This window comes from Paenibacillus sp. FSL H7-0716, assembly GCF_038002705.1.
In the GTDB taxonomy this organism is placed as follows: Bacteria; Bacillota; Bacilli; order Paenibacillales; family Paenibacillaceae; genus Paenibacillus_AQ; species Paenibacillus_AQ odorifer.
This window is the reverse complement of record NZ_JBBODA010000007.1, coordinates 65,556-78,426: the sequence shown is the minus strand read 5'-3', so window position 1 is coordinate 78,426 and position 12,871 is coordinate 65,556. Positions and strand designations below refer to the sequence as shown.

The 12,871-nt window shown below is 45.3% G+C and carries 13 protein-coding genes and 1 riboswitch; of the genes, 7 read left to right on the top strand and 6 right to left on the bottom strand.

Annotated features, from left to right (window positions below; translation table 11 throughout):
• Positions 1-11: 11 nt before the first annotated feature.
• The 5 genes from MHH60_RS11615 to MHH60_RS11595 all read right to left on the bottom strand — a co-directional run bounded on the left by MHH60_RS11615 (position 12) and on the right by MHH60_RS11595 (position 5,687).
• A complete protein-coding gene (locus tag MHH60_RS11615) occupies positions 12-773 on the bottom strand; it encodes an ABC transporter permease (protein WP_076134860.1) in 762 nt (253 codons plus the stop codon).
• The gene (locus tag MHH60_RS11610; protein ID WP_036682688.1) at positions 770-1,063 is read right to left on the bottom strand and encodes a thiamine-binding protein; all 294 of its coding nucleotides are present in this window, start codon (positions 1,061-1,063) and stop codon (positions 770-772) included. The genes MHH60_RS11615 and MHH60_RS11610 overlap by 4 nt, the downstream gene beginning before the upstream one ends.
• A gap of 375 nt (positions 1,064-1,438) precedes the next feature.
• Complete coding sequence (locus MHH60_RS11605; RefSeq protein ID WP_076134861.1) at positions 1,439-2,488, bottom strand: ABC transporter substrate-binding protein; 1,050 nt, start codon at positions 2,486-2,488, stop codon at positions 1,439-1,441.
• Positions 2,489-2,649: 161 nt separating this feature from the next.
• A riboswitch (TPP riboswitch) is annotated at positions 2,650-2,760 on the bottom strand.
• Between the two features lie 158 nt (positions 2,761-2,918).
• Complete coding sequence (locus MHH60_RS11600) at positions 2,919-4,394, bottom strand: hypothetical protein (protein WP_081388963.1); 1,476 nt, start codon at positions 4,392-4,394, stop codon at positions 2,919-2,921.
• 72 nt (positions 4,395-4,466) lie between these two features.
• Positions 4,467-5,687, bottom strand: coding sequence for an MFS transporter (locus MHH60_RS11595; RefSeq protein ID WP_076134862.1), 1,221 nt, complete (start codon positions 5,685-5,687; stop codon positions 4,467-4,469).
• A 160-nt stretch (positions 5,688-5,847) separates the two neighbouring features.
• Here MHH60_RS11595 and MHH60_RS11590 point away from each other — a divergent pair, with 160 nt between their 5' ends.
• The 7 genes from MHH60_RS11590 to MHH60_RS11560 all read left to right on the top strand — a co-directional run bounded on the left by MHH60_RS11590 (position 5,848) and on the right by MHH60_RS11560 (position 11,382).
• The gene (locus MHH60_RS11590; RefSeq protein WP_036682665.1) at positions 5,848-6,267 is read left to right on the top strand and encodes a pyridoxamine 5'-phosphate oxidase family protein; all 420 of its coding nucleotides are present in this window, start codon (positions 5,848-5,850) and stop codon (positions 6,265-6,267) included.
• A gap of 119 nt (positions 6,268-6,386) precedes the next feature.
• A complete protein-coding gene (locus tag MHH60_RS11585) occupies positions 6,387-7,061 on the top strand; it encodes a response regulator transcription factor (protein ID WP_076134863.1) in 675 nt (224 codons plus the stop codon).
• The gene (locus MHH60_RS11580; protein WP_076134864.1) at positions 7,058-8,485 is read left to right on the top strand and encodes a HAMP domain-containing sensor histidine kinase; all 1,428 of its coding nucleotides are present in this window, start codon (positions 7,058-7,060) and stop codon (positions 8,483-8,485) included. The genes MHH60_RS11585 and MHH60_RS11580 overlap by 4 nt, the downstream gene beginning before the upstream one ends.
• 70 nt (positions 8,486-8,555) lie before the next feature.
• Positions 8,556-9,467, top strand: a complete 912-nt coding sequence (locus MHH60_RS11575) for an ABC transporter ATP-binding protein (RefSeq protein ID WP_038568451.1) — start codon at positions 8,556-8,558, stop codon at positions 9,465-9,467.
• Entirely contained in the window at positions 9,464-10,180 is a 717-nt protein-coding gene (locus MHH60_RS11570; RefSeq protein ID WP_076134865.1) for an ABC transporter permease, read from the top strand. The genes MHH60_RS11575 and MHH60_RS11570 overlap by 4 nt, the downstream gene beginning before the upstream one ends.
• Position 10,181: 1 nt before the next feature.
• Positions 10,182-10,916: an ABC transporter permease gene (locus MHH60_RS11565; RefSeq protein WP_076134866.1), complete on the top strand. Its 735-nt coding sequence runs from the start codon at positions 10,182-10,184 to the stop codon at positions 10,914-10,916.
• 100 nt (positions 10,917-11,016) lie between these two features.
• A complete protein-coding gene (locus MHH60_RS11560) occupies positions 11,017-11,382 on the top strand; it encodes an ArsR/SmtB family transcription factor (RefSeq protein ID WP_036682656.1) in 366 nt (121 codons plus the stop codon).
• 504 nt (positions 11,383-11,886) lie between these two features.
• On the opposite strand, the gene MHH60_RS11555 is transcribed toward MHH60_RS11560, so the two are convergent.
• Positions 11,887-12,648 carry a CPBP family intramembrane glutamic endopeptidase gene (locus MHH60_RS11555; RefSeq protein WP_076134867.1) on the bottom strand — a complete coding sequence of 254 codons (762 nt, stop codon included), beginning with the start codon at positions 12,646-12,648 and terminating at the stop codon, positions 11,887-11,889.
• Positions 12,649-12,871: the final 223 nt, after the last annotated feature.

Sequence of the window (12,871 nt, the reverse complement as noted above, 5' to 3'; positions counted from 1 at the left end):
CATCTTCCTTTCTATGAGTTACGGCGCGGCTTCCAGCGAACCAGCCATTTTTCCAGCAATGCAATAATAGCAAAGAGTACAAGACTTAAAAGTACAATAATAACAATAGCGACAAACATCCGATCCGTACGATATGCGGATTTCTGCAGAAGCATATAATAGCCAATACCTTTATCCGCGCCAATCCATTCAGCGACCACGGCGCCCATAACTGCATAAGTAGCAGATATTTTTACACCGGAAAATAGTGCCGGGATAGAAGAGGGCAGCTCCAGCTTGGTGAAGATTTGCCACTTGCTTGCGCCAGCCATTTTCATATAATTCATCATGACCTGATCACTTTGGGCCAGGCCGCCCATCGCAGCGACAGCTACCGGGAAGAAACATACTAGTGTAATCAGCACGATTTTGGGCAAAAGACCAAAGCCGAACCAGATAATGAGCAGGGGTCCGAGCGCGATGGAGGGAACATTTTGACTCAGAATAATAAGTGGATAAAAAGCCCGTCTAGCCCAAGGTAAAAGATGCAAAAGCAAAGCAACGATTAGGCCTACACCTGTTCCAATGGGAAAACCAATTAAAGTTAGCCGCAGCGTAGCCATCGTATGAGCCCAAAGACCAGAAGCGTTACTGGTGGATTCACGGGCAATATCAGCAGGACTCGGCAGAATCCAGGCTTCAATATGAAATACAGATACAGATAGCTGCCATACGGTTAAAAAGAAGACGACCGCCACAAGGGGCGGCCATATTAGCTTCCAGGTCGATCTCACGGCCGATATTTCTCCGTCAATTTATCCATGCTGATTCCGTTAGGATTATGAGCGATTTTGATCTGCGAAATTACGCTTGGACTACCTGCTTCGATCAACGCCTCCTGCATCTGACGCACAACCTCCAGCAGTTCGCTAAGCTCACCTTCCATTGTGGTTTCCAGCGGATTCACCTGATGTTTAACACCGGATTTCTGAATGACCTCAATCGCTTTATCTACGTATGGGATGGAATCCTCATTGTTCGGAGTTTTTGGAATTACTTGAATGCTTAGTAAGGTGTTAGCCACAATAATCAATCCTCTCATTTTATAAGGTAAGTTCAAAAAGCCAACTTTGATAACGAAGTAACTCAGGAAGCAAATTCGACATCGAATCTTGAACGAACTTGGGAAGTCCGGTACTCACGTAGCACATCACTACGCTCCGTTCCTCCTTCCTCAAGTAACGTCCAACCTTCTTGGTTCTGAAAGCCGACTTTTTGAGCTCTTAAATTATAAGGTAAGTTCAAAAAGCCAACTTTGATAACGAAGTAACTCAGGAAGCAAACTCGACATCGAATCTTGAACGAACTTGGGAAGTCCGGTACTCACGTAGCACATCACTACACTCCGTTCCTCCTTCCTCAAGTAACGTCCAACCTTCTTGGTTCTGAAGTCCGCTATCTACTCCGCCGGTAAAAAATCATTACTGAATGCACTAGCGGCATCCAGCGGTTTATCCAGCAACTTCAGATCATACATCCAGTCACCGTAATTTTGCCAGACCTCGGTTTTTTGCTCGCCCCAGCGGGCAGCATCGTCCTTGTATTTTGGGCTAAGCCATTTTTGGCTAGCTAGGACAAGGTCGGCGTCCAGGTCAGGAACTGCCTTCGATAACATACCGGCAGCCTCTTCCGGATGATCAATAGCATATTGATAACCTTTTGATGTGGCTTTCATGAAGGCCTTCACCAGCTCAGGATGATCTGCAATTTGCTTCTCACTCGTCGTCAGCACAGGCGTGTAATAATCGAGCTGTGGCGCATAATCCTTTAAGTACAGCATATCCAATGGCTCGCCACGCAACTCAGCCTCAACGCCAGTCCAAGCGTAGAAAATCCAGGCGAAATCAATGTCACGTTTGACGGCGGTAAAATAATCAGCTTCACCGATACTGATCAGCTTCACCTTTTTCACATCGCCACCTTCAGGATCCATGATAGCTTTCATGGCTGCTTCTTCGACCGGTGAGCCCCAGCCTCCGTAGGTTTTACCTTCGAAATCCTTTGGTGATTTAATATTGCGATCTACTGGAGCGGCGAATCCCGACGTATTATGCTGAATAATAGCTGCTATCGAGACAAGGGGCACGCCTTGTAGACGGGCTAGCGTTAATCCTTCTTGGGCGCTGATGCCAAAAGCGGCTTCGCCAGAGGTAACCATAGTATCAGAACCCGCTGCGCCTGGCTGAACGATCTCGACGTCCAGACCTTCTTCAGCGTAGTAACCAAGATCCTTAGCTACGTATAGACCAGTATGATTCGTGTTCGGTGTCCAGTCGAGTGCAACTTTAACTTTGGTGAGCTCTTTTGGAGCATCCGTCCCAGCCGTTGCAGTTGGATCAGTAGCATTTGCTTTGTTTCCGGCTGTATTCCCATTGTTGCCGCCGCATCCGGCAATGGCAAGAATGAGTACACAGGTGAGGCACAACGTAAGTGCTTTTTTGAGGTGCATGTCTTCTTCTCTCCTTTAAGGTTACAAGAATCCCGTCTTCCCAACATGAACCGTAAAGTGTAGTATGTACGTTTTTCTACATCTTTTAGTGATCTTACAAAAAAAGCGCCCCGAGTGATCGGGACGCTGGCTTGGCGCAAGGTTAGTCAAGGTCACAGGGACCAGAACCAATTGGCGATTCCTACGCTGGCATTATCCAGATCAGGTATAAGGGTCAGTATCTTGTGGGATACAATCTCAGCCGGCCAATTCCAGCACCCCTGGTTCTATGAAGTTAACGGGTATTTCTATGTGCAATATAAGTAAGCATAAGTTCTGTACCCATACTTTATATCTTATATTTCTCGCATACGGTGTATTATAGACGGCTGTACTCGGAATGTCTAGTAGTGCACTCCTGAATTTTTCCAATCCAGTAGTTTCTTTTTTGCTAGTCTAGATCTTTATATTTTTTGCGGTGACGCCGTTTAAGCTCACTAACCAGCGCCCCTAGCGTGAGGACAACGCTGATCAGAATCCCGCTCATGATCACGAAGAGGGCAAGAAATTCAAAGGGGGAATATCCAATCATTTTACTCCATTGAATCTTTCCATCCAGATCGTCAATGACCTGATTCATGCCGTAAATCCCGCTTACTACCGTAAATACAGTGAGAATCATCAGCAGATTATCCCGTCGCTTGGATTGAAACTTATCCTGATACTGAAACAGGTCATTTAAGGTTTCTTTCACTTCCTCGAACAAAGCGTCGTTTCCGTATACTTTACGCAGCTGAAGAAATATCTCCCGGCCCTGCGACTGGGAAATCAACTCCAAGAAGTAGAACTTTGCCGAGAACTTATTAATGGAGTAGATTAGATTGTCTATTTCCTCATAATCATGATTAATCCGAAGTCGGGAGTGCATATTGGCAAGCTTTAGCAGAACGATTTTGTGGAAAATATTGAGTAAAAATCCGTAATAATATTGCCCGTACATCTGGTTGGCTAGACTAACAGCAATTTCCTGTTCAGCGCGGGTCATGCAGCAAAAAGTCTGCTCATTCATCATATAATACGTGTCTGGACCCCAGCGATTATAGGAGTGTTCATGACAATAGTTCGCAATATATGCTGGATCGCTGGCACTGGCATAGGGCTTTCCGTTCAGATCAATTCCATCAAGCTGTGAGGCACGATAGCGCAGATTTACACTAATCTCATCAGAGCTTTCTTTATTCTGAAAGCCGTAAAAAGCTTGCACCTGCATTCTTTCATCTACGAAAAAAGGAAGGGTCTCGAAATAAGCCCCATTGATATCCGATTGATCCAGATATGGCTCCAGTCCATCCACCAAATTTCGGAAGACAAAATCCTCTACCATCTCATAGGTCTGTTCCCCACAATGAATATAAGTGTAGTCATCCTGTATGAAGGTATTCTCTAGCGCACGGAAACGATCCGCGAATTCTAGGGCAATACTAAAGGGAATTGAATCCCCCTCCAGCTGGACACGTATCGTCACGAATCCAAGCTGAAAAGGACATATGAATATATCTGTCGAGAGAATTTTGAAAAATATAGATTGCTGCGGAATCTCCAGAATGCAGTCGAGATTATTTACTCTGGAAAAACGGCGAAACGAGTCGGCATCCTTCCTGCGTGGAAAAAGGACGTGTGCAGCAAACGGTAAATAGGTGCGTTCCATTCGTTCATGGGAAACACAGTAGCCATCTCCGTAATAGGCAGCTTCAAGCTCTTTATTATCCAGAAAAAAACGTGTGAAGCCGTCGTCCTGTAATTGCTGGATAAGCTGCTTAGAATCGCCCTTTTTTATAGAAAAGGGAAATATAAACTGCATGAGCGCAGTATGTAACAAAGGCTCAGTTGAAGACTCATTTAAAGACTCATTTAAAGACTCATTCATTCATTGTCCATCCTTGTGCTCAGAATATGCTTATAGATCACATTACCCTAAAAGGATAACGTTGATACTGTTCTAAATACGGGAACTCTTTCCTTTCACCGCTTGCATGGATTGGAACCTCCATGCGGCAATGCTTAGCAGAAACAAGAAGGCGGCAAAAGCGGCGAGTAATCCGGCTGTTTGTGCCACTTCTAAATGGTCCATAGACCAGCCCATAAACAGAGGTAGCAAAGCACCGCCAACACCTCCGGAAGCAATCATAATGCTGGGTGTTGACTCTTCAGTGCCAGGCAGCATTTTGCTGGAGAAGACTAAAGCAATGGAGAAAATACCGGACATAAACAGCCCCAGCAGCAGAATTACAATGAAAGCAGCCATTCGATTGTCAGTGAACGGAAAGAGTGTCAGCAGTAACAAGGTTAGTAAACAGCTGCTGAGAATGTACACGCGATAAGATATTTTTTCGGCAATTACACCCGCAAACAATCTTCCTGTAGACATCGCCAGCCAAAAGAAAGTGACTGTCAGTGCTGCGGCAGACTCCGTCATCCCTAGCTTGGCAATAAAGATAGCCGGCATAAAGTTGACTAAACTCATCTCTGTGCCTACATAAAGAAAAAAGAAAACGATGAAGATCCCTAGCAGAATCCATTGCTTACCTTTATACGGAAATTTTTTGTTAGAACGTGAGCTTGAGGATTGCGAATTGTCTGCTCCTTGGACAGAGGCGCGTTCATCCAGCGTACGTTGTAGATTACCGAAGTGCCCTCTTGTCCAGAGGATAAGAGAAATTAAGGAGAAGGCAGCGACGATTAGAAAGGCCAATCTCCACGCTCCGGCAGCAATGAGCGGACTGGCGATAAGCGGCATCACGAGTGCGCCTATCCCGAATAGCACTTCAAGCCGGCTCATCGCAATAGCAGTTCCTTCGGTTATTGCACCAATAATGATGGTGCCGATAACCGCTTCGATCATCCCGAAACCAAAACCTGCGGCAACGGCGATAACATACATCCAGCCCCAAGGCGGTAGAAAGGCGTAGGCAATTTCTGCAACTAGTAGAAGACTGGTGGCAATGAGGATGCCTCCACGTTTACCGAAGCGGCGATTAAGCAGGGGAGAGACCAACACGCCTGCTAAAAACCCAGCGAATTGACTAAAGATTAATTCACCGCCAGCACTATAATTTTGATCATAATGTTGCAGTAGAACGGGCAGAATAGATCCCAGTACAACATGTGCCAGACCGATAACGAAGTAGGAAAGACAGCCGATCCAAATCAGTTTTTTCACGAAGTAAGCTCCTTATCTTAAAGTAGTTTATGAAGTAAGGTCGGATTCAATGTGAACCTGAAGGGTACATTATAATAAGCACCATTGTTATGATAAATCCAAACGGTGAGCTTGGATATATAAACTTTTGTTTACATGCTTGAAGGGAGAGATTTACGTAATGGATAACAAACAACTGGAGCAACTCATTATTAAAGCATTGGATGACAACAAGTTCGGTTCCTTTGGTACGATCGAAGAAGGAAATAAGCCGAAAGTACGTTATATGGCCATTTTCCATGAGGGTTTGAAGATTTATTTGGCTACAAATCGCAAAACTCATAAAGTGGAGGAGTTATCCGATAATCCGAATGCTTTTGTACTGCTTGGCTATGAGGCAGGCGGAAGCAAAGATGTGCTGGAGATTGAAGCAACTGCTACCGTCTCTAAGGATGAAGGCTTGCGCTCCAAGGTATGGAATAAAGAGCTTGAGCCATGGTTTACAGGACCTGATGATCCTAATTATGTAATTCTGGAGCTTACTCCAACACGTATTGAGTATGTAGGCAGCAATAAAGAGCATGGAGTATGGCAGCCGTAAGCTATAGCGTTGAATTGATCAAACAGCCCTCCTATCCCCTATGGGGTAGGAGGGCTGTTTGATGTGTTATAATGACTTCAACTTTTTAGGTATTCATATCGGGGAGGAGCTAAAGCTACATGAGCGTTACTCTGTTATATATTGAAGATGATCGTGAAATTGGCAGTGTAGTGTCTGCTGATTTAAGCGAAAGAGGTTACAGTGTTCGCTGGCTACGGAGCGGAGAAGGAGCGATGGAAGAATCCAGCGCCTGCCAACTGGCTATTCTCGATGTTATGCTTCCAGGTCTGGATGGGTTTACGATCGGGCAACGTTTGAAACGTTCTTACCCTAAGCTGCCCATTTTGATGCTCTCCGCCCGGACCTCGATTGATGATAAGCTGCAAGGTTTGGAGTTCGCAGATGATTATTTGACTAAGCCTTTTCATCCGGATGAATTGGCCGCTCGAATCGAGGTGCTGCTCCGAAGGAATGGGGCATCTGTTCAGGATTCGCTCACACTTAAACATCTAGTCGTATATGAAGGAGATAACCGCGTGATGAATGATCAGACTCAGGAAGAAATCATGCTTACAGGTAAGCAATTTCAGATTTTTTCCTATTTGCTGCGTCATCTTAACCAAATCATGACGAAGGAGCAGATCTACGAGGCCGTGTGGGGTGAGGCTTATATCGAAGGGGATAAAACTCTGATGGTACATATTCGTTATTTGCGCGAAAAACTGGAGCTTGATCCGGGTAATCCGGAAATTATCGAAACGGTCCGTGGGATTGGCTACCGGGTAAGAGCATGAGAGGATTAGAGCGCATTCGCAAGAAACGCAATTCCTCTTTGTTATCAGGGTATTTGCTAATTATCGTATCTGCACTGCTATTTATCCCTGTGGTCCTTCCGTTGTCTTTTGTTGGCTACAATATTCTTAACGAAGTGACCAAAGGTGCCCCGCCTGTAGATACATCCCTGTATTCGAATATTGCACCGCTGGAGACTATGTGGCATAAAGAAGCACTTCACTTAGAAAATGCTTCTTCCGAAGCTATAAATCAGCGGCTGCTTGAATTAAGTCGAAAATACACTGAGGCTACTATGTTTTGGGTAGACGGGCAGGGAAAAACCCAGTTGATTCTCACGCCTGAAGAAGGGGAGAAGGATAAGATTTACCCTGAAGTTCCTGATCAGTGGACTGCGGCTGAGGCTATTTCATTTATGAAAGAAAGTACGAATCGTGATCCTTTAGCCATCGTTGCTTTCGTGGGGGACAAAGTGGAGGCAGACAAGGGATTTATAGTGATGCAGATTCCAAGCAAGCTGCTGAACAAAGGGGCTTATGGGGGATTAGGGGCTTGGGCTTGGTATAACTTTGTGTTATTTACCCTTTTTGGAGGGTTCGCTCTGGTTTCGTGGATGTTCTTTAGAAAAATTCGCAAACGGCTGCTGCAACTGCAAACCGCGATGATGATTACAGGCCCTGATAGAATGCCTAAGTCTATAGTGACAGGCAAACTGGATGAGATCGGTCGCCTCGAGGAAGCTTTTAATACGATGGTAACCAAACTGGATGAAAGCCGACGCAGGGAAATAGAAGAGGAAGAGTTACGTAAGCGACTCGTCTCGAATTTATCTCACGATTTACGCACACCCCTAACCGTCATTCGCAGCCATATCCATGTTATGACCAAAGAGGATCTGACCTCAAAAGGTAAGCAGTCCTTACAGCTTATGGATGAGCGTATTGCGGATCTTAGCGTCCTGATCGAGAATCTTTTATCTTACAATCTGCTCAATAGTGGACGGGTAACCTTAAAGCTGGAACGTAAAGATGTTTTACGCTTGGTGCGGGAAAGTGCGGCTGCTTGGTACCCCGTATGGGAAAAAGAGGGCTTCGACATTGATATTAACCTGGAAGCCGAACCACTATTCTGGAGGGTGGATGAGGTCTGGTTCCGCCGTATTCTCGATAATTTGTATCAAAACATTGTACGACATGCCAGCAGCGGGCATTATGTCGGGATCTCAACGGAGCAACGTAATGAACAACGTGCCATAATTATTGCGGATCATGGTCGAGGCATTCAGAGTCCATCCGATTACAAGGGGGCAGGTTTGGGATTGTCTATCGTCGATCTTTTGATGAAGCATATGGAGCTGGAATGGGTTGTGGAGAGCACAGGCGAAGGCACTTCTATTGTAATCTTTGATCCGCGTCGTGAAATTTAAACAAAACTTAAACTTGGCACTTCCTTGTTCTTAACCTTGGGACGTTATGCTGTATACCGAGGTGAAGAACATGGAAGAAACAGTGATTAAAACTAAGGATTTATTGAAAAAATATCGTGGCCGGGCTGCGGTAGAGAATTTGAATTTAAATATCCGCAAGGGTGAGATTTATGGTTTTCTGGGTCCCAACGGAGCTGGGAAAACTACAACAATCCGTATGCTGCTTGGCCTAATTACACCGACATCTGGAAAAATTGAAGTGTTCGGACAGGATCTTCGGAAGAATAAGCTGCAAATTTTACGGAAGGTAGGGTCGCTTGTTGAATCCCCCTCGTATTATGGGCATCTGAGCGCTGTGGACAATCTCGAAGCGATCCGCCGCATTCTGGATGTTCCGAAGTCACGAATTGCTGAGGTGCTAGATATTGTTTCTCTAACCGGGGAAGAGAGACGTCCGGTCAAAGGGTTCTCCCTCGGGATGAAGCAGAGACTTGGTATCGCAGCTGCCTTGCTAGGGAATCCAGAGCTGCTTATTCTGGACGAGCCAACGAACGGACTCGACCCGTCAGGGATTCAGGAAATTCGTGGGCTTATCAAACGTTTGCCACAGGAGCAAGGAATTACGGTTGTAGTATCCAGTCACCTGCTTAGTGAAATTGAACAAATGGCAGACACCGTGGGTATTATTCGCCAAGGGCAAATGGTGTACCAAGATACAATAGCTAATCTGCAACAACAGGCTGCTGGCGAGATACGCCTTGCGGTTTCGGAACCAGAGTCTGCGTTACGTCTCGCTGGAGGCCGGGGGTATGAGGGGACACTACAAGAGCAAAAACTGATTTTTTCAAGAATGAACGATGCAAGAGTAGCGCTGCTAGTCAAGGCTTTGGTAGAGAATGGGCACGCTGTCTATCGTGTAGAGGAGCGGAGACAATCGCTTGAGGACTTCTTCCTACAGGTTGTAGGAGGCGGGGAATCATGATGTGGCGGGCGTTGTCAGCGGATTGGCTTAAAATCCGCGGCAAAGGAATTTGGTTTCTAGTGTTTCTAGGACCGATTGGTCTAGTAGCCATGCAGGGCCTTAACTTTGGCCTTCGTTATGATTATCTGCGTCAGCAGTATAGCGCGGATTTATGGGGAGGACTTCTGGATAACGTGTCCGGGTTTGTGCCCACAGCTCTTTTTCTGGGCGGCACTTTAGTATGCTCATTGATTGCGAATGTCGAACATCAGATGAGTTCCTGGAAGCAGCTCTTGGCACTGCCTATCTCTCGTACCTCAGTGTTTATGGCTAAGCTAACGCTCTGTTTGCTGCTTGTGGCAGTTTCCTGCTTGTTGCTCTCAGTGGGGATAGTTATTTTAGGGCTTATTTTGGGCTTCAAAGCTGATCTTATCCCTTATATGGATGTAGTCCGGATTGGCTTTATGTCCTATATTGCGGCTTTGCCGGTCATCGCACTACAGCTGTGGCTTTCCCTGGCTAATCGTAATCAGACACTGCCGGTTGCCCTGGGGATCACATTATCTTTGACGTCATTTTTCTCCATGTTCCTTTCGGAGTGGGTGCCTTTAACATGGCCATATTTGGCGTGGGACTCCTCTAATCGCCTTTTGTTCAGCGGTGCAGGTCTGCTGCTGGGAATGCTGGTGTTTTTGCCGGGTGCAGTGCATTTCGCTCGAAAGGATGTGGATTAAGATGAAGTCATTTTGGAGAGTATTATCCTCAGAGCGATTAAAAATGTCTAAATCATATGTTTGGCTTTTAGTCATAGGAAGTCCGGTTTTATCACTGGTTCCCGGATTGTTATCGGATAATCAAGGCGAGAAGATGAGTTGGGAGCTGCTGTTAAGTGTGATGTCAATGATGCATGCTTTGCTGTTTCTGCCTGTGCTTTCAGGTATTTTTGCGGCCCTGATCTGTCGTTATGAGCATCATGACGGTGGCTGGAAGCTATTGTTGTCTCTGCCTGTAACCCGGTTGTCGGTGTATCTCTCAAAATATGTGATGATCATCGGATTGCTGGCTGCTGTGCAAGTAACGTTCCTCGTTATGGTGCTGGGAATGGGCTTGTTCCGTGGGGCTCCAGATCCAATCCCTTGGGCGCTGCTGCTAAAATCAGTATTTGGCGGCTTTGTAGCCTGCCTACCTCTCGCCGCATTGCAGCTGGCGATCTCGCAAAGCTGGAGCAGCTTCGGCGCACCGCTGGCGCTGAATGTGAGTCTGACCATTCCCAATATATTGATCGCTAATTCTTCAACCTACGGCCCCTACTATCCTTGGGTACAGCCGATGTTGGCCATGAGTCCTTATGGTGATGACGGATTTGGTGCCTTTAATCTGCCTTTAGAGACACTGATGATGATAGTGGGAGGGAGCTTGATTGTCTTTTTTGCCGCAGGACTAATCTCCTTTTATCGTAAAGCAGTCTGATTCACAATCAGAGGCTATAAACTCCTCCTCAATGGACATCCCGTGCTGTTTTTCTTATAATTAAAGAATATAATTAGCTAAGATGGAGGAGGGCGAGAGCATGGAGCCAACGGCATTAGAGGACTGCGACAATACATGCAAGGGTTCAGAGCTTGAACCGGAATCCATTGCATTGATCCTGCCAGACCGTGGGATTACTGATAAAATGGCAGAAATGTTCAAAGCGTTGGGTGATCCAACACGAGTGCGGCTCATTTACGCTTTGTCACAGCAAGAATTATGTGTACATGATTTGTCCGTGATCCTTGATATGGGCCAATCTGCGATATCCCATCAGCTCCGTTATTTACGGAATCTACGGATCGTGAAGCGCCGTAAAGAGGGGAAAACGGTATTCTATTCGCTGAACGATGCGCATGTGGAGCAGATCTTTTTGCAGACTCACGAGCATGTCCGACACGAATAGCTAGTTGCAAAAAAAGAGGGACTCCCAGCAGCCATTGGATGGTTTGTTGGGAGTCCCTCTTTTTATTATGCCGACGAGTCTAACCATCCACTACGGCTTACGGACCCAGCTGACGTTATTTGCACAATAATCGCTTTTTGAGCAGAGTTGCGGACCTCAGTGCAGTTATTCTTTAGAAAGAGGTCTTATTTTGCTCTTTTTCATGCCAATAGCGCCTATGGGGTCCGATAATATGCTAAACCGGGGATAATACTGCTTTTAGTGTCAATTGGGTCCGTTAGCTGTGTGGTTTGCGACAAATATTGCTCTAATGAAGCTAGGTGGCATCTCAGCTTAACTAAGTAACATCTCAACTAAACTAAGTAACATCCCAACTAAACTAAGTAACATCCCAATTAAACCAGCCTACGTCGGGGTTAACCAATGCGTTAAAATCCACTGAAGCCTTGTATTTCGAAGTAAGGATTTAGCTTATTAACTGGCTTGATTTAGCTTATTAGCTTATTAGCTGGCTTGATTTAGGTTCTTCGTTAGGTTTGGTTTTCTAAAGGACAACACTAGCCAGACACATTGCACAGCAAGCACTAGCAGGATAAACAGATCGATTCCCATGTATTCACTCGTATTATCGTTGCCCACAAACTGAATTAAATTATGTATAAAGTGAAAGGATATCAGCGGAAGAATATTATTATTTTTTAGCATTAGCAAGGCTAGCGCAAAACCGATCAGAAGCGCATATACGAGTTGTAGAAGAATTTGTGTGACATCTGTGCTGGATAATGCATTAAGTAAGTGGGTAATAGAGAAGAGAATACTTGAAGTGATCACTGCTGTTTTAGCCCCTTTAGGAAGCAAGGTCTTAAAAATCAAACCGCGATAGATGCTTTCCTCCACAAAAGCGACCAGCAGGGTGAAGAAGATAAAAAATAGTACCTCAGATGCACTGATCTCACGAAACCCCTTAAAGGATATGGTAATCAGGACCACTACTAGCGGGGCATAATAGATCCAGTTGCCCGAGGATATGGTGTTTAGAGGTCGGAAGCCGAGCGTGCTCCATTTGCGCTTAACTGTAAAGTAGATGATGAGTACAAGCGCGATTGGGATGAAGGAGATAAGTACAGGGGCGGTGTACGCAAGTTCCTTAATTGTTGCGTAAGCCCCGGCGGCAGTTACGGCTACAAGTAATAACACCTCGATAATAACTACGCTCCAAATAGGGTGTTTCTGTGAAAAAGTAGACGTTTTGGCTAGCTTTGACATGTTCTAAATTCATCCCTTCTGTGCAAATCATTTGCCCATTGAGCTTCATTGATAATGGGGTCATTCGTATGTAAGAAACTTACTTCGGGTCATATATGATTTTACATATTTTCACGTAAAGGTCAATTGATTTAATTTTTAAGATAATGTAGAAAAATGGTGTATATCGCGTATTGACCTTGAAATATAAAGGGAATATAATAGGGCTAAGATAACATATGAA

Excerpts from the sequence above, each read along its gene's own strand:
- MHH60_RS11605 (WP_076134861.1), bottom strand. The coding sequence starts at position 2,488 with ATGCACCTCAAAAAAGCACTTACGTTGTGCCTCACCTGTGTACTCATT.
- MHH60_RS11600 (WP_081388963.1), bottom strand. The coding sequence starts at position 4,394 with ATGAATGAGTCTTTAAATGAGTCTTTAAATGAGTCTTCAACTGAGCCT.
- MHH60_RS11590 (WP_036682665.1), top strand. The coding sequence starts at position 5,848 with ATGGATAACAAACAACTGGAGCAACTCATTATTAAAGCATTGGATGAC.
- MHH60_RS11585 (WP_076134863.1), top strand. The coding sequence starts at position 6,387 with ATGAGCGTTACTCTGTTATATATTGAAGATGATCGTGAAATTGGCAGT.
- MHH60_RS11580 (WP_076134864.1), top strand. The coding sequence starts at position 7,058 with ATGAGAGGATTAGAGCGCATTCGCAAGAAACGCAATTCCTCTTTGTTA.
- MHH60_RS11575 (WP_038568451.1), top strand. The coding sequence starts at position 8,556 with ATGGAAGAAACAGTGATTAAAACTAAGGATTTATTGAAAAAATATCGT.
- MHH60_RS11570 (WP_076134865.1), top strand. The coding sequence starts at position 9,464 with ATGATGTGGCGGGCGTTGTCAGCGGATTGGCTTAAAATCCGCGGCAAA.
- MHH60_RS11565 (WP_076134866.1), top strand. The coding sequence starts at position 10,182 with ATGAAGTCATTTTGGAGAGTATTATCCTCAGAGCGATTAAAAATGTCT.
- MHH60_RS11560 (WP_036682656.1), top strand. The coding sequence starts at position 11,017 with ATGGAGCCAACGGCATTAGAGGACTGCGACAATACATGCAAGGGTTCA.
- MHH60_RS11555 (WP_076134867.1), bottom strand. The coding sequence starts at position 12,648 with ATGTCAAAGCTAGCCAAAACGTCTACTTTTTCACAGAAACACCCTATT.